The organism is Lacibacter sp. (assembly GCF_035299325.1).
GTDB lineage: Bacteria > Bacteroidota > Bacteroidia > Chitinophagales > Chitinophagaceae > Lacibacter.
This window is the reverse complement of sequence record NZ_DATGWT010000029.1, coordinates 1-21,690: the sequence shown is the minus strand read 5'-3', so window position 1 is coordinate 21,690 and position 21,690 is coordinate 1. Positions and strand designations below refer to the sequence as shown.

Annotated in this window: 20 protein-coding genes; 10 read left to right on the top strand and 10 right to left on the bottom strand. The window is 40.3% G+C overall.

What is annotated here, in order from left to right; genetic code table 11:
- Positions 1-169 precede the first annotated feature (169 nt).
- Together VK159_RS17150 and VK159_RS17145 are read right to left on the bottom strand one after the other, a co-directional pair.
- Positions 170-1,021 carry an SDR family oxidoreductase gene (locus VK159_RS17150; RefSeq protein WP_324231393.1) on the bottom strand — a complete coding sequence of 284 codons (852 nt, stop codon included), beginning with the start codon at positions 1,019-1,021 and terminating at the stop codon, positions 170-172.
- A gap of 17 nt (positions 1,022-1,038) precedes the next feature.
- Complete coding sequence (locus VK159_RS17145; RefSeq protein WP_324231392.1) at positions 1,039-1,317, bottom strand: hypothetical protein; 279 nt, start codon at positions 1,315-1,317, stop codon at positions 1,039-1,041.
- 149 nt (positions 1,318-1,466) lie between these two features.
- Between VK159_RS17145 and VK159_RS17140 the strand changes: the two genes are divergently transcribed.
- The 4 genes from VK159_RS17140 (at position 1,467) to VK159_RS17125 (ending at position 4,718) form a co-directional block, all read left to right on the top strand.
- Entirely contained in the window at positions 1,467-2,036 is a 570-nt protein-coding gene (locus VK159_RS17140; protein ID WP_324231391.1) for a sigma-70 family RNA polymerase sigma factor, read from the top strand.
- Positions 2,033-2,749: a hypothetical protein gene (locus VK159_RS17135; RefSeq protein ID WP_324231390.1), complete on the top strand. Its 717-nt coding sequence runs from the start codon at positions 2,033-2,035 to the stop codon at positions 2,747-2,749. Before VK159_RS17140 ends, VK159_RS17135 begins: the two co-directional genes overlap by 4 nt.
- 465 nt (positions 2,750-3,214) lie before the next feature.
- Positions 3,215-3,526, top strand: a complete 312-nt coding sequence (locus tag VK159_RS17130; RefSeq protein ID WP_324231389.1) for a hypothetical protein — start codon at positions 3,215-3,217, stop codon at positions 3,524-3,526.
- Positions 3,527-3,686: 160 nt separating this feature from the next.
- On the top strand, positions 3,687-4,718 hold the full coding sequence (locus VK159_RS17125; protein WP_324231388.1) for a fasciclin domain-containing protein: 1,032 nt from the start codon (positions 3,687-3,689) through the stop codon (positions 4,716-4,718).
- 73 nt (positions 4,719-4,791) lie between these two features.
- On the opposite strand, the gene VK159_RS17120 is transcribed toward VK159_RS17125, so the two are convergent.
- The 4 genes from VK159_RS17120 to ffh all read right to left on the bottom strand — a co-directional run bounded on the left by VK159_RS17120 (position 4,792) and on the right by ffh (position 8,313).
- Complete coding sequence (locus VK159_RS17120) at positions 4,792-5,601, bottom strand: alpha/beta hydrolase (RefSeq protein ID WP_324231387.1); 810 nt, start codon at positions 5,599-5,601, stop codon at positions 4,792-4,794.
- A gap of 74 nt (positions 5,602-5,675) precedes the next feature.
- Complete coding sequence (gene rimM / locus VK159_RS17115) at positions 5,676-6,191, bottom strand: ribosome maturation factor RimM (protein WP_324231386.1); 516 nt, start codon at positions 6,189-6,191, stop codon at positions 5,676-5,678.
- A gap of 236 nt (positions 6,192-6,427) precedes the next feature.
- Positions 6,428-6,889 (bottom strand): 30S ribosomal protein S16, encoded by a 462-nt coding sequence (rpsP, locus tag VK159_RS23735; RefSeq protein ID WP_324231385.1) that lies wholly within the window; start codon positions 6,887-6,889, stop codon positions 6,428-6,430.
- A 98-nt stretch (positions 6,890-6,987) separates the two neighbouring features.
- Positions 6,988-8,313 carry a signal recognition particle protein gene (ffh, locus tag VK159_RS17105; protein WP_324231384.1) on the bottom strand — a complete coding sequence of 442 codons (1,326 nt, stop codon included), beginning with the start codon at positions 8,311-8,313 and terminating at the stop codon, positions 6,988-6,990.
- 174 nt (positions 8,314-8,487) lie between these two features.
- Here ffh and VK159_RS17100 point away from each other — a divergent pair, with 174 nt between their 5' ends.
- The 3 genes from VK159_RS17100 (at position 8,488) to VK159_RS17090 (ending at position 10,270) form a co-directional block, all read left to right on the top strand.
- Positions 8,488-9,225: a glycosyltransferase family 2 protein gene (locus tag VK159_RS17100; protein ID WP_324231383.1), complete on the top strand. Its 738-nt coding sequence runs from the start codon at positions 8,488-8,490 to the stop codon at positions 9,223-9,225.
- A gap of 42 nt (positions 9,226-9,267) precedes the next feature.
- Positions 9,268-9,603 carry a hypothetical protein gene (locus VK159_RS17095; RefSeq protein WP_324231382.1) on the top strand — a complete coding sequence of 112 codons (336 nt, stop codon included), beginning with the start codon at positions 9,268-9,270 and terminating at the stop codon, positions 9,601-9,603.
- A 115-nt stretch (positions 9,604-9,718) separates the two neighbouring features.
- Positions 9,719-10,270 carry a thioredoxin family protein gene (locus VK159_RS17090; protein WP_324231381.1) on the top strand — a complete coding sequence of 184 codons (552 nt, stop codon included), beginning with the start codon at positions 9,719-9,721 and terminating at the stop codon, positions 10,268-10,270.
- Between the two features lie 33 nt (positions 10,271-10,303).
- On the opposite strand, the gene VK159_RS17085 is transcribed toward VK159_RS17090, so the two are convergent.
- From VK159_RS17085 to ade, 3 genes are all read right to left on the bottom strand, one after another.
- Complete coding sequence (locus VK159_RS17085; RefSeq protein ID WP_324231380.1) at positions 10,304-10,675, bottom strand: hypothetical protein; 372 nt, start codon at positions 10,673-10,675, stop codon at positions 10,304-10,306.
- 67 nt (positions 10,676-10,742) lie between these two features.
- A complete protein-coding gene (locus VK159_RS17080) occupies positions 10,743-10,961 on the bottom strand; it encodes a hypothetical protein (protein ID WP_324231379.1) in 219 nt (72 codons plus the stop codon).
- A 121-nt stretch (positions 10,962-11,082) separates the two neighbouring features.
- Positions 11,083-12,744, bottom strand: a complete 1,662-nt coding sequence (gene ade / locus VK159_RS17075; protein WP_324231378.1) for an adenine deaminase — start codon at positions 12,742-12,744, stop codon at positions 11,083-11,085.
- A 151-nt stretch (positions 12,745-12,895) separates the two neighbouring features.
- Here ade and VK159_RS17070 point away from each other — a divergent pair, with 151 nt between their 5' ends.
- Both VK159_RS17070 and VK159_RS17065 read left to right on the top strand, forming a co-directional pair.
- Positions 12,896-13,621, top strand: coding sequence for a DUF4292 domain-containing protein (locus VK159_RS17070; RefSeq protein ID WP_324231377.1), 726 nt, complete (start codon positions 12,896-12,898; stop codon positions 13,619-13,621).
- A gap of 60 nt (positions 13,622-13,681) precedes the next feature.
- Entirely contained in the window at positions 13,682-16,747 is a 3,066-nt protein-coding gene (locus VK159_RS17065) for a VPS10 domain-containing protein (protein ID WP_324231376.1), read from the top strand.
- Positions 16,748-16,801: 54 nt separating this feature from the next.
- Here the strand turns inward: VK159_RS17065 and VK159_RS17060 are convergent, their stop codons facing one another.
- The gene (locus VK159_RS17060; RefSeq protein ID WP_324231375.1) at positions 16,802-19,318 is read right to left on the bottom strand and encodes a DUF5916 domain-containing protein; all 2,517 of its coding nucleotides are present in this window, start codon (positions 19,316-19,318) and stop codon (positions 16,802-16,804) included.
- Between the two features lie 324 nt (positions 19,319-19,642).
- Between VK159_RS17060 and VK159_RS17055 the strand changes: the two genes are divergently transcribed.
- Positions 19,643-21,690 (top strand): WD40/YVTN/BNR-like repeat-containing protein (locus tag VK159_RS17055; RefSeq protein ID WP_324231374.1); only part of this gene is annotated, 2,048 nt, incomplete at its 3' end.

The window sequence follows — 21,690 nt, the reverse complement described above, 5'->3', positions numbered from 1 at the left end:
TTATTTCCGGAGTAATGATGATAAAGTTTTTACTTACTCTGAAAACAGCAGGATAAAAATATAAAAACCAAAATACGGTGCAAGTGTTTTTGAAATTATTTTACACTTGTACCCTATTTGGGGTATATGTAGAAATTGATTTGTAGTGAGAAATGAACGAGAACATAGATTATCGTTTTCGTTCTACATATTCTTTAAGTTGCAGTTGCCCTAGCTTGGGTGCAATTGTATCATGCTGCATTACTTCTACAAAAAAAGCAAGTTTATCAAACAGATTTCGATTGAATAGTTTTAAGAGAGGCAACATATTTTTAACCAAACCCAGTGGAATGGTTCTGATCTTTTTTCCTGGTGCTATTACTTCCTGTATAATTTCGTTGATTTGTTTTCGGCTTAATATTTCTGGTCCGCCAATTTCAATTGTACTTACATCTTGTTTAATTGCATTGATACATGCTTCAGCAACATCGCCTTCATAAACAGGATTGGTGAGTTTGTCTCCTTTACCCATATTTATTAATCTTCCTTTTTCTGCTAATTCAAACAGATCAATAAAAGCACTGAAGAGAGCAGGAGGTTTGATGATGGTATAATCAAGACCCGAGCGCATTAAACGTTCAGCAAATTGCTGGTGAACATGAAAATAGGTAAGCTGCGGATATCGTTCAGCATGATAAGCAGAAATATAAATGAATTTCTTTACTGTAGCTTTCATTGCTTCTGCAAGTATGTACGTATTGGCAGTAAGGTCAACATCCATAAAGCCGGGCTTACTGTTATCGTTAATGGAAACAGATTTGCCTAATGCAGAGATTACTATGTCAAAGCCCGAACAAATATGATCAAGGGAAGTATGTTGGGTAACATCAGCAATGATCGTATCGCATTGTATTGTTTGTTTTAATGTTGTTGCTTTTTGCTGGTTGCGTACAACCGCCGTTAATACATAACCCTGTTTCAACGCTTCTGCAGCAATGGCTTTGCCAAGATGACCGGTAGCGCCGAAAAGGAGAATCTTCATAAAAAAGTTTTAGTTGTTTACTCTCTCATCCATAAAATGATGAACGTAGCAAAAAGCACAAGCAGGCTTAGCAATGAAAGTGATCGAAACGAAGCATTCTGCTTCACCCATTGAATAACAGTAATGATAAACAAAACAACGAACAGAAAGAGCATGAATAGTGCCAGCAACTCGTAAAGAGCTCCTGCAACTTTCCATTGATAAATATCAACCCATTGCACAATCAGCCAGAAAAAAGCATTGATCAAACACAGGAAGAAAACAATACGTTGGCTTTTAGTACTGCTTAAATTCATACAAATGGGGTTTACAATTAAGGGTAATTAAAGATAAGACAGTTTTTTGTTTGTATTTATTGATGAAGATGCTTGTTGTTGGCAGATGGATTAAAGATGCAGATAACCGCATATTTCTTATTTTTAAGTTCAATCAATAACTGCCACCCTTGCATGTCGATCAAAAATATATCGAAGCTTTACTAATCCACGACCAGCGACTTATCAGCGAAATATACCAACGCTTTGCACCGAATATGAAAGCTTACCTGCTTTCACGTGGTTGCAGTGAAGATGATGCAGGTGATGTTTTCCAGGAAGCATTGATTGATATTTATAAACTGGCCAATGATAAAAAGTTTGTGCTTACCTGCCCTTTTGAAGCGTTCTTACTCTTGCTCTGCAAACGGAAGTTTATCAATAAAACGAAAAAAACTTCGCTTACTGTGGTAACAAATGGCGAAGAAGATGCATATACTCATATACCGGGCGATGCCAATGCAGGTGCAGCCGAACATACAGCACAGGTAGAAAAAGAGAAACTGGTGATGCTGGTGTTGGATGAAATGGGCAACTGCAAAGAAGTGATCCTGAAAAGCCTGTTGAAAAAACCGCAGGAAGAAATTGCAGAAGAATTGGGTATGACCTATGCCTATTACCGTAAACGTAAAAGCAACTGCATGGGTGAACTGGCAGAACTGGTACGTAACAAACCACAATTTAAAGAACTGATGTCATGACCTACTCGTACTCTGATATTGACGCATACCTGAACGGCGAACTGAATGCTGAAGAACAGCAACGGTTTGAACAGGAACTCCGCAGCAACCAACAACTGCAGGAACAGGTGAACGCCTATCGTTTATTGAACAGCACAGTGGGTAAACATCAGCAAGCCGAACAAACATTGCCAGAGCTAAAAAAAATACTTGATCCGCTTACACATCAATACTTCAAAAAAGGAAAAGCGAAAGTGTTTACGATGAGACGAACGATGTACATGCTGGCCGCAGCAGCATCAATTGTATTGATCTTGTTATTTGCCTTGCCTGGCACATCACCTGATAATTATTCGTTTGATGACATGCCCGGAGCTACCGTACGTGGTGCCGAAGATGAAAAAGCTAAAGCTGCGCAACTCTTTAACAACAAAAAATATGCAGAAGCTGCGACTGCTTTTGCTAAGCTAAGAACAACTACTACTGCTGATGCAACGGTTGATTTTTATCTCGGCCTTAGTCTGTTGAAAACAGAAAAGTATGATGAAGCATTGCCATTGTTTGAAACATTGGCCAACGGCACATCAGTATATACAGAAGATGCGAATTTCTTTGCTGCATTAAGTGCATATCACTTACAGCAGAATGACAAAGCAAAACAATATGCAGAAAAGGTGAAGGAGGGGAGCAGGTATTGGAAGAATGCGAAGGCGATTAAGAAGAAGTTGAAATAATAAAACTGAGGAAGCCAATTTTACTCAAACTGCCGTCATGCCGACGCAGGAGGCATCTCTAAAATTTCATAATGCTAGAACTTAATCATGCTGAAAAAATTGAACAACTTGTGGAAGTAGAGATTTCTCCTTAGTCGCAATGACGTCTACTGTATTTTTACTTCGACTAAAAAAATCCACATCATTTATGCAGTCTTGTAATTACTGCATCTTATATCCAAAATAGACTTTGAGAAAATTCGGCGTCTTGTCTTCCTTCATCTTTATTTCAATTATTCTTGCAGGAATCTATGGCATACTCCACGATCAAATTACTTACTCCATCTCGCCGGAATTTTTACAAAATTTAAATACAGACAATTTGGGTTTGTACCTGAATGGTTTGGTGGTCACAGGCAAACAGTTGCTGCTATTGGTTTTCTTGCTACCTGGTGGACAGGCCTTTTTATTGGAATTTCACTTGGCTTGCCGGCATTATTTATTCCTGGTCATAAAACAATGATCGCAACTCTCAAAAAAGCGATAAGGCTTATCTTAATTACTGCAAGTGTTGCAGGGGTTACAGGTTTTTTTAACGGAAAGTTTTATTTAGCAAATGCCGGCGTTGATTGGTGGCTGCCTGAAGATCTATCAGACAAATCCGCTTTTATAGTTGTCGGTTCCATCCACAACTTCAGTTATCTCGGTGGGTTTCTGGGGTTGCTTATAAGTATTGTTTATATAATCAGATTGATACTTCATTTAAAAGCTAAACAAAACAACAGCAAAGCGAAATGAACGGAGTTTTTTATTGAAAAAATCAATTTGATTTAACCTTCTTTGAACCATTTTATTTGTTCGCTGTTATTTTTCCACTCAACACCCGCATATAGCAACCTTCAGTAATATCCCCGGAAAAACCAATTATTCATCATTTTTAAATTAAATCAAAACACGTATGAAAAAAGGATTTTTTTCATGGGGTATACTATTGTCTGTATGCCTCATCATTGTCACAGGATGCCAAAAGCAAAACGATGTTATTGCCGACGTTAACAAATTCGAGAACGAATCGATTGCTTCCATCATTCAAAACCCAAACACAAGTTTTACAGTTAAGGGCGGAACAGGATCAACTGTTTCAAGCAGGGCTTCTGCAGGAAGACAAGTTAAGTTCACTTACCTCGCAGTTGCACTGGCACGTACCGGTTTAACAAGTACGTTATCAACGCTCAGCTCAAACTACACGTTGTTTGCACCAACCGATGATGCATTCAGAGCTGCTGGTTTCAAAACTATTCAGGATGTAGTAAAAGCACCAAAGGAAGTATTAACACCGATATTATTGTATCATGTACTTGGTGCTAAAGTTTTGGCAGCACAGGTTCCCGCTGGTCCTAATGCAGCAGTTGAAACATTAAATGGTGCTGATGCATTTGTTACATCAAACAACAATGGCGTATTTATTAATGGATCGCCGGTAATTGTTGCTGATGTGAAAGCTGCAAATGGCGTAATACATGTAATCGACAATGTATTGATGCCGCCGGTAGGAAACATAGTAACCACTGCAATAGCTTCTGATCCTGAATTTACTTTCCTGGTAGCTGCTGTATTAAGAGCAAGCCAGGGAACTACCAATGTAGCAGCTTTATTAAGTGGTGATGGTCCGCTTACTGTATTTGCTCCGGTTAACCAGGCATTTATTGATGCAGGCTTTAACAGTATTGCAGACATTACAAACGCTGATCCGGAAGATTTAACACCCATCCTTGCTTATCATGTTGTACCGGGCCGTGTATTTTCATCTGACCTCACGAATAACATGACAGTAACCATGTTTGCCGGAGGTGACACAAAAATAACTTTAAACAGTGGTGCTAAAATTTTAGGAGAAGGCAACGGAATGGATGCGCATAATATCATTAAGACAAATATTGTTACAACCAATGGCGTTATCCATGTGATCGATGGAGTATTATTGCCCTAATTAAGTAATAAAACAGAAACAGGCCGCTTTACAGCGGCCTGTTTTGTTATTCAAATGTTTTAAGCAAGTCAGTTTATTGTTTCATATCTCCAAAGAATTCAAACGCATTTGCAACCGCTTGGTGAAAAATATTTCCGTGTTGCTTATTGCTGATGTATTCAAATTGAATTATTCCGTTTGTCAGTTTTGTTTTAAGAAGATCGCTTAATGCTTTTGCATCGTCTTCCATGATCTTTCCCTCTTTGCCAACTGCGATGTAAATGGAAATCTTCTTGTTTAATGATTCAACCTTTGTCTTCAGCAGCGATTCATTATCCCACCACAAACTGGGACTTACAATCACATACTGCGAAAACAGTTCCGGTCTTTTGAATAATATTTCTGTTGCAAGTAACCCACCTAACGATTGACCAACGATCATGTTGTTTCCTGTTACCTTAAAAGAGTTATTGATGTAGGGCTGCAGTTCTTTTTCAATAAAACGGATGAATTTTTCTGAACCGCCGGTTGTAGGAAAATCTTTTTTATCCTTTTCGATTGTTGTCGGGAAAGTAAAATCTCTGCGCCGATCAACATTGGCAATACCCACCACAATTGATTTGGGCAACACATTCACCCATGGAAAATTATAGAACTGAACCAACCCCGCAACATGAATAAAATCTTCATCAGCCGAACCATCGAGTAAGTAAATTACAGGATAGCTTGAATCCTTAATAAAACCTTCCGGCAAATAAATATTTAGTGTACGGTTTTCATTTAATTCAACTGAATGCAGTTGACGGATAATGCCAAGTGGAAAAATTTTCTCTTCTTTTGTTTGAGCAGTGGTTGTTAGGCATGAAATGAAAACTGTAATGAATGAGAAGGAGCGATAAAGCATAATGATGATTATATTGATCAGTATCAAATGTAAGGTTGCTCGGCAGATCCTCGCTCCTCGGGATGACAGATGTATTAACCTAAATAAACTTCCAGCAAACCTTCAGGCAATTCAACCAGCACCTGTTTCTTTTTATGATTGATGCTGCGGATAGTTTCTTCATGCAGTGGTATCAATACTTCTTTGCCTTCAATTTCTAATCTGCATAAGATCTGCAATGGTTGTTCAATTACTTCGAGCACATTGCCTAACTCTTTCTTTCCATCGATCATTAAATAGCCAATGAGCGAAATAGGAGCAGACTTGCCGGCTTGTTTATGAAAATCTTCTTCACGCAGCCATACTTTCTTTGGCGATAATTTCTTTGCCTGCTCTTTTGTGGTAATGCCATCAATTGCAATGTAAACTTCTTCTTCGTTTTTAATTTTGGTACCTGTAATGAAGTAAGGAAGAAGTTTATCTTTCGATTCTTCAATGAACAATACTTCTAAGCCTTTCAGTGAAGTTTTTTTACCGAGATTATGTTTCAGTACCACTTCGCCGTTTAATCCGAATGTGCCGAGTATTTGTCCGATGCTGAAGTATTCCATGTGGCAAAGATATTTGTTAAGTACGATGTTAGAAGTAAGAAGTACGAAGTAAGAAAATGCTGAATAAAAAACAGAACGTACAAGTGTGCGACGCAACAAAAGTTTAATAGTAATTATGCAGATAAGTACAGTCTGTTTTTCTTCTTCCCATCTTCCTTCCCGGCAAAACATGACAAAAAAAATCCCTCGCAAAAAATTGCAAGGGACTTTTATGAAGACAAATGTAAGTAATGGGATTACTCAGCTGCTGGTGCTTCTCCACCTTCCTGGCGTCTTGGAGCCATAGGACGGCGTTGATAGTTACCACCACTGCGCTGTTTGAATCTTGCCTTACGGGCTTCTTCTCTTTTCTTCGCTTCAGTAGCTTCGTGCTCGCTGTGCCAAGATTGGAATTTTTCCATTGCAGCTGCCTGATCGAAAAGACCAAGACCAACACCACGTAAGAGATGTTTCAGGTACAATACACCTTTTGTAGAAAGGATCTTGCGTACTGTGTCAGTAGGCTGAGCTCCTTTGTGTAACCACTCCAAAGCTTTCTGACGATCGATCTGGATCACAGCAGGCTCTGTTACAGGGTTGTAAGTACCGATTTTCTGAATGAATTTTCCATCTCTTGGGGCTCTTGCGTCGGCCACTACGATGAAATAGAAGGGTCTCTTTTTTGACCCGTGTCTTTGCAGACGGATTTTAACTGGCATCGTAAATTAAAATTTAAATGCGTGAATAAATAAAGGTTAACTAAGAAAGCAAAAATAAGCGGTGATGCTCATATATCCAACCCCGAAAATATTAAATTTTACCGGCGGCCCATTCCTGGCATCATTTTGCCCATGGGCATTTTGTTCATCATGCTCATCATTTGCTTCATTTGCTCAAACTGTTTCATGAAAGCGTTCACCTCGGCAATATCTTTTCCGCTGCCCTTGGCAATCCGCAAACGGCGGCTCTGGCTGATGAGGTCAGGGTTTGATCTTTCCTGAGGGGTCATGGAATTGATGATGGCTTCAACGCCTTTAAACGAATCATCACTTATTTCAATATCCTTCATGGCCTTGCCCATTCCGGGAATCATGCCCATCAGGTCTTTCAGGTTACCCATTTTCTTGATCTGCTCCAGCTGCTGCTTGAAATCTTCAAAGTCAAACTGGTTCTTGCGGATCTTCTTCTCAAGTTTCTTGGCCTGTTCCTCATCGAACTGGGCTTGCGCCTTTTCCACGAGTGAAGTAATATCACCCATGCCGAGGATACGCTGCGCCATACGATCGGGGTAAAACACATCAAGCGTATCCATCTTTTCGCCACTGCTCACAAACTTGATGGGTTTGTTCACCGTGTATTTGATGGAGAGCGCCGCACCACCTCTTGTATCGCCATCGAGTTTGGTCAGCACCACACCGGTGAAGTTCAGTCGGTCGTTGAAAGCTTTGGCCGTGTTAACCGCATCTTGCCCCGTCATACTATCCACCACAAAAAGGATCTCGTTCGGGTTTACCGCAGCTTTAATATCAGCCACTTCCTTCATCAATATTTCATCAATTGCCAAACGACCGGCCGTATCGATAATAACGACGTTCTTGTTTTTCGACTTAGCTTCTTTAATGGCATTCTGCACAATGGCAACTGCATCTTTGTTCTCCCGTTCGCTGTAAATATCCACTCCAATCTGGCCAGCCAATACTGTTAATTGATCGATCGCCGCCGGACGATAAATATCTGCAGCCACCAACAAAGGCGATTTTCCTTTCTGTGTTTTGAGGTAGTTCGCCAATTTTCCGCTGAAAGTGGTTTTACCGCTACCCTGTAAACCGGCAATGAGTATAACCGCAGGAGCACCTTTCAGTTCAAGTTCGCTTTCGGTGCCGCCCATAAGTTCCGTCAGCTCGTCTTGCACAATTTTCACCATTTGCTGACCGGGGTTAACTGCCAGCAACACCTTTGCACCTTGCGCCTTGTCCTTTACCGTATCAGTAAAGTCTTTGGCAATTTTATAATTTACGTCGGCATCCACAAGGGCACGACGGATATCTTTCACCGTAGCGGCAATGTTGAGCTCGGTAATGCGGCCTTCACCTTTTATATTCTTAAACGCACTCTCTAAACGTTCACTTAAATTCTGAAACATAATTCGCTTAATTAAGGGCTGCAAATGTACACCCTATCCCTTAAAGGGGAAAATTGTCTGAACCATGATTTGGGTGGATTTAAACGATTGAAGTGATAAGTGTACTAATTGCCGCACAATCCTCTGAATCCTAAAAATCAGATAAATCATGGTTCAGACATTATCTTTGCCGCCATGTTCAATAACAAGAAAGTCATCGTGGTATTGCCGGCGTATAATGCGGCTAAAACATTAGAGATCACTTACAGCGAGATCCCCTTCGAAATTGTGGACGAAGTGGTGCTGGTGGATGATGCCAGTAAAGATGAAACAGTTGCCAAGGCAAAAGAGCTGGGCATTAAACATATTGTGAGCCACGAAAAGAACAAAGGTTACGGCGGTAACCAGAAAAGTTGTTACAACAAGGCGCTGGAGCTTGGTGGCGATATTGTGGTGATGTTGCACCCCGATTATCAGTACACCCCAATGTTGTTGCATGCCATGATCAGTATCATTGGGAACAATGTTTACCCGGTTGTATTTGGCAGCCGCATTTTGGGTAACGGTGCGTTGAAAGGCGGCATGCCGATGTATAAATACATTGCCAATCGGTTTTTAACATTCACACAAAACATATTACTGGGTCAGAAATTATCTGAATATCATACCGGCTATCGAGCTTTCAGCAGAGAAGTGTTACAAAACATTAAATACCAGGAGTGTAACGATGATTTTGTGTTTGATAATGAAATGGCCGCACAGATCTTTTACAAAGGCTACCAGATCGGCGAAGTAACCTGTCCTACCAAATATTTTGAAGAAGCCAGTAGTATCAACTTCAGTCGTAGTATGAAATACGGACTAGGATGTTTGAAAACATCGCTGGTGTACCGCTTATGCAAATGGGGTTTGATGAAGAGCAACTTGTATTAACAACTTGCATCTTTCAGTTGCCTGTTGTATTTTCATAAGCGAATGAAGCAACTGCTCTCCATATTTTTTCTCAGCATTTTTTTCCTGTTTCAATACGGTAAGATGATCGATTATATGGAATGTCGTATTACAGCAGCTATTGAATCAACCAAAGATTGCGGTTGCGATGCAAAGCTGCAATCGACAGCAAGTGACAATGAGCCTTCAACTCCCTATCATCAACATCACCTGAAAAACTATACAGAAGAGTTTTTTAATCATACTGTAAAGGATGAGGAAGCCGTTACCGTTTCTTCCAACACAACATACAACAGTATAACTGCGCCTCAACAACTAAGCGGTTACCTCCACGAATTATTGCAACCTCCCCGCTGCTGATCGTTTTCTCCTGAATATTTTTTTTCTAACTATTCCTGCACGGAGTATGGTGATTGCTGTATTGCAATACACCTGGTTTTTCTGTGCAGCCATTTATTATTTCAAAATTTTTATCATGAAACGATCATTGTTTTTCATCATACTCGCATTCGTATTTGTCAATGCATCAGCACAACCATTGAATAAGATCAGTAAAGACCGTAACGGGAATCCAATGCTTGAAGGTTGTTGCACACGTGAAGCGTTGTTACAGGAACCATTTGCATCGTGGTTTATCCCCGGCTATAATGGTTATAAGGTTGATAGTGCAACAGCAGTTCAACTTAAGCCATTTATAGGAAATAAAACCTTTGTCTTGTTCCTTGGCACATGGTGTGGTGATAGTAAGCGTGAAGTACCACGTCTGTATAAAATTTTTGATTATTGTGGTATACAACCTGAACAGGTAAAACTGGTGATGGTAAGTAACCATGATACTGCTTACAAAAAAAGTCCGACCCACGAAGAGCAGGGAAAAAATATCCTGCGGGTACCCACATTGCTGGTATTAGAGAATGGAAATGAGATCAATCGTTTTGTTGAATACCCGGTTGAAAGTTTAGAAAAAGATCTGTTGCATATGTTATCCCGCCCGGGATATAAACATGCTTACGATAAATCGAAGTAGTGAAAATAAGAAAGCCCCGGAACGGGGCTTTCTTTATTCTTCTTTCATATTAATGATCTTATCCACGACATACTTTGAATGACCACGCCACGGAATGGTGCCGAGGTATTCTTTATAATGCAGTTCAAATACTTTTCCGCTGTTAAGCATAAGTACATTGGCAACACTATCATCCTCCACACTAAATTCAAATTCATAGCTTGCCACAGTGCCGGGAGTTTTTGAACGAAGTCCTGATTGAATGAGTTTGCCCTCATAGGTTTTGAACACGTATCCTTTCTTCACCATGTAATTCAATTCGCCTGCTTTTACGCCTTCGCCAAAAACATAATAAAAACGCCAGTAAATAAAAATCACAAGCACCAATACAAGCACAATGGAAAAAATACCGAGGAACTTACGCATACAGGTTGTTTCAGCTAAAATAACAGTTATTACTGGTTTTTTTCAAACTGAAAGCAGTTAAGTCAAATTAATAATACAGTAACTCTTCAAGTTGCGAGTGGGTATTATCCTCATCTTCCTGCTGATTGAGCATACGACTGGAAGAAAAAGAAAATGTTTGCTGTAGCACAACAGGATCAATATCAAAGTGCCTGTCCGTAAAAAGCTTAAAAGCCTGAATAAGATCTTTTGTTTCTGAAGGGGAAAGATCAACTACTTGTTCAATGTCGTGAAGTAATGTTTGCATATTGGTTTTTTTAGAGGATGAAGGGTACTACAATATGAAAAATTAATTCCGGCAAAAGAAGATTCGGCTCATCTAATAAGCAGAATTGAAGACAACTATCAGTTGCTTCTAAGTAGTTTCCTTAAACCAAACTAAAACTGTCACCATCAAACAGCCCCATATCGCTCAACTTCAAATGAGGTATCACCAGCAACCCCATAAATGAAAGTGTCATAAACGGAGCAGCCAATGTTGAACCCAATGCTTTTGCAGCTGCATCAATACTGCTGTAAGCTTCCGCAACTTTATAACCATCATCAGCACTCATTAAACCTGCAACAGGGAGTGGCAATACCTGTTCTTCTTTTTCATTCACCACACTTACACCGCCTTTTGCTGAAATAATAAGATTTACTGCACTACATAAACTATCTGCATCAACACCTACCGCAATAATGTTATGACTATCGTGCGCAACCGATGAGGCTATAGCACCTTTCTTCAAACCAAAATTTTTGACGAATGATTTAGCAACCGGTGCATTACTGTAACGATTCACAACAATCATGTGCAACAGATCTTTTTCCGTATTGGCTTTGATGATATCATGTTCAACACTGAAAGAGGTTATCGGCTCAATTAGTTTATTGGTGATGAGTTGGTCATCCATTGCTTCCACTACATACACCTGTTCAATATTTTCTTCATCGGCCATGCCAAAGCGGTTGAGATGAAATTCAAATTCAGCAACAGGTTTTGCATCGCAGTTAAAATTATTGATGACAGACGATTGCTTACTTTCAATGAACGACTTGCCATTTTCTGCAACCAGTTCACCGTTGATAAATGTTTTCTCTGCTTTAAATTCTTTCAGATCATTTACAACAACAAAATCGGCTGCATCACCGGTCCGAAGTAAACCCACATCAAGCTTATAATGAAATACAGGCGTTACACAAGCAGCTTTTAATACATTGAACACATTCATGCCTTTTGCAACAGCTCTTGCACAAAGCTGGTTGATATGTCCTTCCACTAAACTATCGGGATGTTTATCATCGCTGCACAGCATGATCATGTCAGGGTATTCATCGATCAATGAATACAATGCTTCAAAATTTTTCGCCGCACTTCCTTCCCGGATGATGATTCTCATCCCATATTTTAACTTATCAAGTGCTTCTTCTTTGGTAAAACATTCATGATCGGTACTGATGCCTGCCTCAATGTAGTTTTTTGCATCTTCACCTCTCAACGCAGGCGCATGTCCATCAACCGGTTTGCCGAGTTCTTTAGCAGCATTTATTTTTTTCATCACTTCTTCATCGGCATGCAACACTCCGGGGAAATTCATCATCTCACTCAGGTATTTGATCTCGTCTTTTTGCAACAAGGCTTTTACATCAGCAGCATTCAACACCGCACCTGCTGTTTCAAAGTTTGTTGCAGGAACACAACTGGGAGAACCGAAGTTGAATTTGAATGGAACTGTTTTGCCGTTTTCGATCATAAATTCAACACCGGCCATACCACACACATTGGCAATTTCGTGGGGATCGCTTACCGTGGCAACGGTACCATGCACCACCGCCAGTTTAGCAAACTCTGAGGGCACCAGCATAGAGCTTTCAATATGAACATGACTGTCAATAAAACCTGGCAGGATAAATGATTCAGCTTCTTTTGTTTCGGTAGAAAGCTGGTTGATGGAAACGATCATGCCATTTTCAGCCGTTAAGGAGCCATAAAAAACAGTTTCTGAAAACAAATCAACGATATTACCTGTAATAGTGAGTAAAGCCATGGATGGTGGTGGTTTGAAATCGGGCCCAAGTTACTGGATGAACGGCAGAAAGGCGGAGCGATGCTGTTTTAATTTTGGGTCACATCCACTTTTTTTGGTATGCAACTGTAACAAAATACGTTTCTTTACAACCAATATAAAAACACAAAAAATGAAAGCGTTTAAATTATTCAGTCTGTTTGTGGCAGGTGCCTTAAGTGCGGCTACAGTAAAAGCTCAAACAGCCGATGAGATCATTGGCAAACATATTGATGCCATTGGTGGTGCCGACAACTGGAAAAAAGTTACCAGTATGGTGCAAACAGGAACAATGACCGTTCAGGGAGCTAATCTTGATGTGGTGAACACCACCTTGCATATGAAAGGTTCACGCCAGGATATTGTTGCTATGGGAATGACAAACTACCAGATCATGACACCAACTGCAGGTTGGAAATTCTTCCCGGTTCAGGGCCAGCAATCACCGGAACCAATTACAGAAGAGGAAGTAAAAGAAGGTCAGGAAAGTCTTGATCTGCAGGGCAACTTTATTGACTATAAAACAAAAGGTCATACTGTTGAAGGGTTAGGTAAAGAAGATGTTGATGGTACAGAGTGTTTCAAATTGAAGCTCACTACAAAAGGTGGAAAGGCAACTACTTATTTTTTAGATGCGAAAACTTATCTCTTAATAAAATCTACCACCGTTGTAAAAGCAAACGGACAGGAAGCAGAACTTTCTACTACCTACAGTAATTATCAAAAATTACCTGAAGGCGTTTTAGTTCCAATGAGCATGGCTATCCCTTTTGCTCCGGGAATGAATCTTGACTTTAGTATTGCAAAAGTTGAAATCAACAAGCCTGTTGATGAAGCGATATTCAAGCCTTCAAAATAATATGAACACATAACCTGGAACCCGACCCCAACGAGTCGGGTTTTTTTATAACTTATCAGTATGAAAAAAATTGTAGCAGTCTGCTCATTGGCAGTATACACGTTTTGTGCGCAGGCACAAATAAATTCTTCCACGTTCGGTATGATGGAAGCACGGCATCTTGGTCCCGGTACTATGAGTGGCCGCATCACCGATATTGTTGGTGTTAACAGCGATGGCAAAACGCTTTATATCGGCACAGCAGGTGGCGGCATTTGGAAAAGTACCAATGCAGGAGCATCATTCAAACCTGTGTTTGATAAATACACACAAAGCATAGGCGCATTGGCCATCGATCAAAAAAATCCGAAAGTGATTTATGCAGGAACTGGTGAAAGTAATATGCGGAACTCGGTTTCCATTGGTGATGGTATGTATAAATCAACCGATGGCGGCGATAATTGGGTGAAGATAGGTCTCGATAGCACGGAGCATATTTCAAAAGTTGTTGTTGATCCTGTTAACTCATCTATTGTTTATGTGGCTGCACCAGGCCCTTTATGGAGCAGCAGTAAACATCGTGGGTTATACAAATCAATTGATGCAGGTAAAACTTGGGAAACCATTTTATACATCAATGAAAATACCGGTGTGGCTGATGTTGAAATTGATCCATCGAATCCCAATGTGTTGTATGCAACATCATGGGAGTTTCGCCGTTTGCCTTATGCATTCAACAGTGGAGGAAAGGGTAGCGGTATTTATAAATCAACTGATGCAGGTAAAACATGGAAAGAGTTAAGCAATGGGTTACCAAAGAAACCATTTGGTCGTGTAGCATTGGCTCTTGCGCCATCATCACCACAAAACCTTTGGGCGATTGTTGAAAGTGAGAACACAGGTTTATACATTTCAGCTGATGCCGGTGAAACATGGAAGCAACAAAGTGCAACAAGTAATATCACATCACGACCTTTTTATTTTTCTACGCTTGAGATAGATCCAAAAGATCCGAAACGTGTGTATCGTCCTGCCTTTTCATTTTCGTATTCAAACGATGGAGGTTTTTCCTTTGCTGATGCAAGTAATGAAGGTGGTTGGGTGCACAGCGATCATCATGCATTATGGATCAATCCCAATAATACAAACATCATGTATGTTGGTACCGATGGTGGCGTGTATTTCAGTTTAGATCGTGGTGTTACCTGGAAGTTCTGCAACAACTTACCGGTTGGTCAGTTTTATCATGTAAGTGTTGATCAGCAGGAACCTTATCGTATATATGGCGGTTTGCAGGATAACGGTAGCTGGTATGCGCCGAGCAAAGCACCCGGTGGTGTTGTAAACGGCGATTGGAAATCGGTGTATGGTGGTGATGGTTTCTGGACACAACCCGATCCGGTTGATCCAAATATTGCATATGCCGAAGCGCAGGGCGGCAACATGGCAAGGATCAACATGAAAACAAATGCATCTGTAACAATTCAACCACAAGCAGTAGCAGGCGAAGAAAAACTGCGTTACAACTGGAATACACCTATTGTAACAGGTTCGCATAACAAAAAGAATTTGTACGTTGGTGCACAGTACCTATACAAGAGTACAGATCGTGGAAGTAACTGGACACGTATTTCACCCGACCTCACAACAAACGACAAGCGAAAACAGGAACAGGAAAAAAGCGGTGGTGTTACAATGGATGTAACAAGCGCTGAAAATCATTGTACCATTTTTACCATATCAGAATCACCGCTTGATGAAAATATTATTTGGGTGGGAACAGACGATGGTAATCTGCAATACACAACGGATGCAGGTAAAACATGGACGAATGTTGCTGCTAATTATGCCGCAGCCGGTATTCCAAAACAAACATGGGTGAGCAGTATTGAACCATCGCAATATGATAAGAACAAAGTATATGCTACGTTTGATAACCATGCGTATGGCGATCACCAGACTTATATTGCTATAAGTAATGATATGGGTAAAACATGGAAGAAGTTTGAAAGCAAAGAGTTCACGGGCTTTGCACACAAGATCAAAGAAGATATCGTGAACAAAAATTTATTATTTGCCGGTACAGAAATGGGATTGTTTGCAAGTGTGGATGGTGGTAATGAATGGTTCAGGATGAAGAATAATATTCCCTGGTATGCGTTGGTGCGTGATATAAAAATTCAGGAACAAACAAACGACCTGGTATTGGCAACGCATGGCCGTGGTATCATTATCGTAGAAGACATAACACCCATGCGTACTATTACTGCTGATGTTGCTGCAAATGATGTGGTGATGCTCAATACTAAACCCATCACACTCACTATGGGAAAATATGGCGGACAGTTTGAGAATGCTGCAGGCGATTGGAACGGAGGAATAGGAACTGTTATTCCTCCCATTCAATATTACCTGAAAGACCGGGCTAATAATATTCAACTGGAAGTATATGATAAGGAGGGTAAGCTTGTGCAGAAACTGAGTCCGAGTAATCGCAAAGGTTATAACAAAGTGATGTGGGCACAACGTATGCTTCCTCCTAAAACCGCAAAAGGTGGCAACCAACGTGAGATTGGGAGCTTCATTGCGCCGCAGGTATTACCCGGTGATTATACCATTAAAATGAAATTGAATGGCAAAGAATATAATCATACAATTACATTGGTACATGATGATAAGAACCCAAATTTTACGTTAGAAGATCGTCAACTGCAATATAAAACAGGAATGGAATTGTTTGGTATGCATGAGCAACTGACGAAATTAGTTGACAGTATTCTTGCAAAGCAGGAAGTACTCAAAAAGCATGTTGATTCTACACTCGATAAGAAAACAAAACTGTTGCTTGAAGATTATTATAACAAATTAGAATCACTACGGCTTACATTGGTGCCACCTGTATCAAAAGGTACTGTTGATTTTAAACGATTACGTACCGACCTGACCGAAGTGTATGCGGCTGTTGTAACACAGGAAGCAAGACCGAGCAACCTGCAGGTGCAACGTGTTGCTTTTTTGAAAACAGAAATGAGTAAAGCCGAACAGCAGTATGAACAACTGAATAAACAGTTTGAACAAAAAGCCATGCAGGCCATCGCAAAAGAATTGTTGAAAAAACCGAAGGTAAAGAAGAGTGTAAATAATTGATTGCACTTAATCTGTTATAAAAAAGAATGTCCCGCCGAGGCTGGACATTCTTTTTTATTTCTTCTTTCCCCACTTCTTCATATCAAGATAGTCGAGGAAGTAAATTACTTTTAGCGAAAGATTATTGTTTGCATCCGCATCAAGCGTATTTGTAAAATTTTTCACATAGTCCGCCTCAACAGTGCGGTTGAAATGCTGAATATAATTCTTCCATACAACATTTAAAAAGCTGCCGGGCGCAAACTGCCAGGTGTATACCATATCAATATTAAAGAGGTTCAGGTTTTGATTTGCATTACCGGCAAATGTGCTGTTAGGTAATAGTTTCCCGTTATGCTGTAAAGTAAAATACTCCTTATTGTCAACTGTACTTACATAATGGCGCATACGGTAGGTGATCCACATCATATTTGTAAAACTATACTTAAGGTTCACAATGTTTTCAATGGTATTGACTTTGCGGCGTGCAAAAATCAAATCGCCGTTATCTGGTTTGGCTGCATACCCCATGTTATTAAATCTTGGGAGATAGCCTATGTTATGTGAAATGGAGAACTTACTATTGAATCGAAATGTTTGGTTAACGCTTGCGTCCACACCAAACTGATTATAAAAATTGATATGGCGACGTGCAAATATTTCAGACGAGAACGAATATTTTTTTGCCTGGTTACTGTTTACCCAGCCACCCAAGGCAAAGCTTTGGTTTCGTGTAAAGAAAAAACCTGTTTTACGGGGTTCATAAAAATCATTTTGCTTTGAAGTGTAACCCAGGAATGTTCCTACCCACCATAATTTTTTGGTTTGAAGTTCTGCGTTAAAATTGACGTTACCTGTTTGATATGTTTCCTTTATTCCTGCAAAAGGGGTAAACAGTTTACTAACCCTTCCGTTCAAGTTTAAGAAAATGCGGTTGTACCAGTTTTTTGGCTCTATCCATTTATAACCAACCCACGCACCATGATCAAAAAAATTGTTGTTGGTGAAAAAACCAAGATCGGCATGTGAATATTTTGTATCAGTCAATTCCTGCCAAACATTGAAATTGAAACGGCCACTTGTTTTACCGAAATAGATATTATGATTGTATCCATTTACATTCTCGCCATTTTTACCATAGCTCAGCAATTGGCTCACAGCAAATTTGCCACCAATATTCCAGGTATTCTTTTTATCATTCAGATCAACTAAAGCAGCAGTAACGTTTGCGTCATAGTCTGCCCCACTTCGTGTAACATTTGTATTGATCAATGAAACGCTGCTGTTGTTCTTCATCGATTGGTTTAGTACAATAACATTATAATTGGTGAGAGGGTTCGTTACAATTTTACGCTGTTCTTTTGTGTTTATATTTTCAATTGTGGCATATTGTGTTCTTGTAACTGCATTAAGTATACCGATGCCAAGGCCGCTTTGTGTGCGACCGGATATTTTTGAAGCATTAATAAGCTTTGATTCACCGGGATTTTTTAAGATTGTATCATTTGTATTTAATCTTGATGGGTCTTGCACATCATAATAATGTAAAGGTGTGCCGCCTATCCGTCGTGAGTAAAATAATCCGCCTTTACTGAAGAGTTCTGTTCCTTCAGTAAAGAAATTCCTGTTCTCGTTAAAGCGTACTTCAAACGGGGAAAGATTTAATACCTGGTTATCACTTTGCACCTGTCCAAAATCAGGGATCAAAGTTGCATCTAATGTAAATGCCTGGTTTAATCCATACTTCACATCTAATCCGCCATTCACCTGGTTCGTAAAATTCTTTGTGCCTTGTTTATTTACAGGGTAATGATTTGCATAAACAGAAAAGTAGGGAGAAAATTGCAAGCGAACCGGTGGTTTAATATTTGTAATTCCTGTCCAGTAACCTTCCTGTGTTAAGAAACCATTGACATTCGGGTCAATGGGATTCCAGGTAAACTGTTGCCCTGTTTTTTGACGGCGACGTGTCATGTTAACGCCCCATTCCTGCATATCTTTTTTTGCAAAGCGTATAGCACCATAAGGTATAAACATTTCAAAACTCCAGCCATTATCATGTATCACCACGCCGCTTTTCCAAACTGCATTCCAACTGAAATCTTCGCTGTTGCCATTTGCATTCGGCGCCATCTTTGCATCCCACTGTTCATTCAATGGGGTAACAAAATATTCAAAACCATTAAGGTTGTCTTTATATGTGTCGAAGATGATTCCGACATAATCGTTCATACCAAATCCATCACGACCTTTTAATTCTCTGGCAATACTGTCACGGCTGCGTTCGTAACAAAAGCCGGCAAAGTAAATCCCTTCATCAGAATAAAGGAGATAAGAAATTGTTTTTGTTTCGTCAGCTTCTTTTACGCCAACTGCCGGTCTGAATTCAATATAGTCAGTTGCCAGTGGTGCGTCTTTCCATGCAGCGTCATCAAGCACTCCATCGATCTTGATGATTTCCGTTGTACGCTTTGCAGGTAATAACCTTGGGGGAGTTTTTTCCGTAAACTTTGGTGTGGTTGGTTTTGACGTTTGCGCATGCACGAACGTGCATAGGATTATTGCAAAAGCAATAAGGATTGATCTCAGCATGATGACAAGGTTTGAATGTAATACGACCCGAAAGATAGATACGTTACAATGCTGAAGTGAAAAAATTAGACGAACGGTAGAATTCTGACAACGATTTTCGGTTGCAGATTTCAAAATAGAAAATATGACTGATGAACGGAAAAAATCAAGGACGGTAATTGGAGGAATGGAAAAACAACAGGTACAATTCGCATGCCGTGCTTTTATGGGCTCAGATAATTCTTTTATAAAATAGATGAACGGCCGCTCATCACATGAAAGCAACAGTTTCAGCTTTGCACCAAAAACATTTGTAATTTCCCCATTCAACTAATTGTATTGAACATGAGAAAATCAATCTTGCTTGCAGGTACGCTTTTCAGCGTACTGTTTTTGCTTGCGCAAAAGAAGCAAACATCAACCCCGGCTCCCTCAAATGAAGAAGCTGTTTACAGCTCACTAAAGTATCGTTCCATCGGGCCTTACCGTGGCGGACGAAGCGCCGCTGTAGCTGGTAGTTATACCAACAAAACAACTTTTTACATGGGTGCTACCGGAGGTGGTGTTTGGAAAACAACCGATGGTGGTAACAACTGGAAAAACATCAGCGATAAGTATTTTGGATCATCAATTGGTGCTGTTGCTGTGGCACCGAGTGATGAAAGTATTTTGTATGTAGGTGAAGGTGAAAACACCATGCGTGGTAATGTGAGTGAAGGTTTGGGTGGCATGTGGCGTAGTGATGATGGTGGACGCAGTTGGAGAAATATTGGTTTGAAAGATGGACGTCATATCATCCGCATTTTAATTCATCCAAAAAATCCGGATGTTGTTTGGGCTGCAGTAGTTGGTCATTTGTTTGGCCCAAATGAAGAACGTGGTGTGTACAAAACAACGGATGGTGGTAAAACATGGAAACGCACATTGTTTGTGAACAATCAAACAGGTGCTTCCGATTTAGTGATGGAACCTGAAAATCCATTGGTGCTGTACGCTGGCATGTGGCGTGTAATTCGCACACCGCACAGTTTGGAAAGTGGTGGCGAAGGAAGTGGCTTGTATAAATCAACGGATGGTGGTGAAACATGGACAAATGTTTCAACGAAAAAAGGATTACCGAAAGGAACTTGGGGAATTGTTGGTGTGGCATTCGCACCATCAAATCCTGAACGCATTTATACCATTCTTGAAAATGCAAACGGTGGATTGTTTCGCAGTGATGATGCAGGAGAAACATGGCAACTGATGAGTGGCGATAATAATATCCGTCAGCGTGCATGGTATTACAGCAAAGTATTTGTTGATCCAAAAAATCCTGATCTTGTTTATTGCCCCAATGTAAATTTCATGTACAGCCGTGATGGAGGAAGAACTTTTCAATCGCTCCGCACACCGCATGGCGATCATCATGATCTGTGGATCGATCCAAACGATGGTAAACGTATGATCGTGGCAGATGATGGTGGCGGTCAGGTGAGTTTCGATGGTGGCAATAACTGGAGTACTTATATGAATCAGCCTACCGGACAATTCTACCGTGTATCAACCGATAATAGTTTTCCTTATCGCATATTGGGTGCACAACAGGATAATTCAACTGTTCGTATCAAAAGCAGAACAAGTGGCGCAGGTATAACTGAACAGGATTGGCAGGAAACAGCAGGTAGCGAAAGTGGATATGTAGTGGCCGATCCAACTAATCCGGATATTGTGTATGGTGGTAACTATGGTGGTTATCTTTCACGTCTTGATCATAAGACAGGTGAGAACAGAGCCATCAGTGTATGGCCCGATAATCCAATGGGTGCCGGTGCTGATGTATTGAAGTATCGTTTTCAATGGAACTTCCCGATCTTCTTCTCGCCACATAATCCAAAGAAATTATACACGGCAGGTAATGTATTGTTTGCAACAGAAGATGAAGGACAAACATGGACCGCACTTTCGCCAGACTTAACAACAAATGATAAAAGCAAACAAAAATCAAGTGGCGGACCAATTACACAGGATAATACCAGTGTTGAATATTACTGTACCATTTTCACCGGTACAGAAAGTTTTGTAGAGAAAGATCTGTTGTGGACAGGCAGTGATGATGGCTTGATCAATGTAAGTAGAGACGGTGGCAAGAATTGGGAGAACGTTACTCCGAAAGATGCGCCCAAATTTATGATGTGGAATTGTGTAGATGTTGATCCGTTTAAAAAAGGCGCTGCGTATTTTGTAGGCACACGTTACAAGCTGGATGATTACACGCCGTACATCTACAAAACAGAAGACTACGGTAAAACATGGAAGCTCATTACCAATGGCATCAACAAAATGCATTTCACAAGAGCGATGCGTGCAGATCATAAACGTGCAGGATTGTTGTATGCAGGTACAGAATTCGG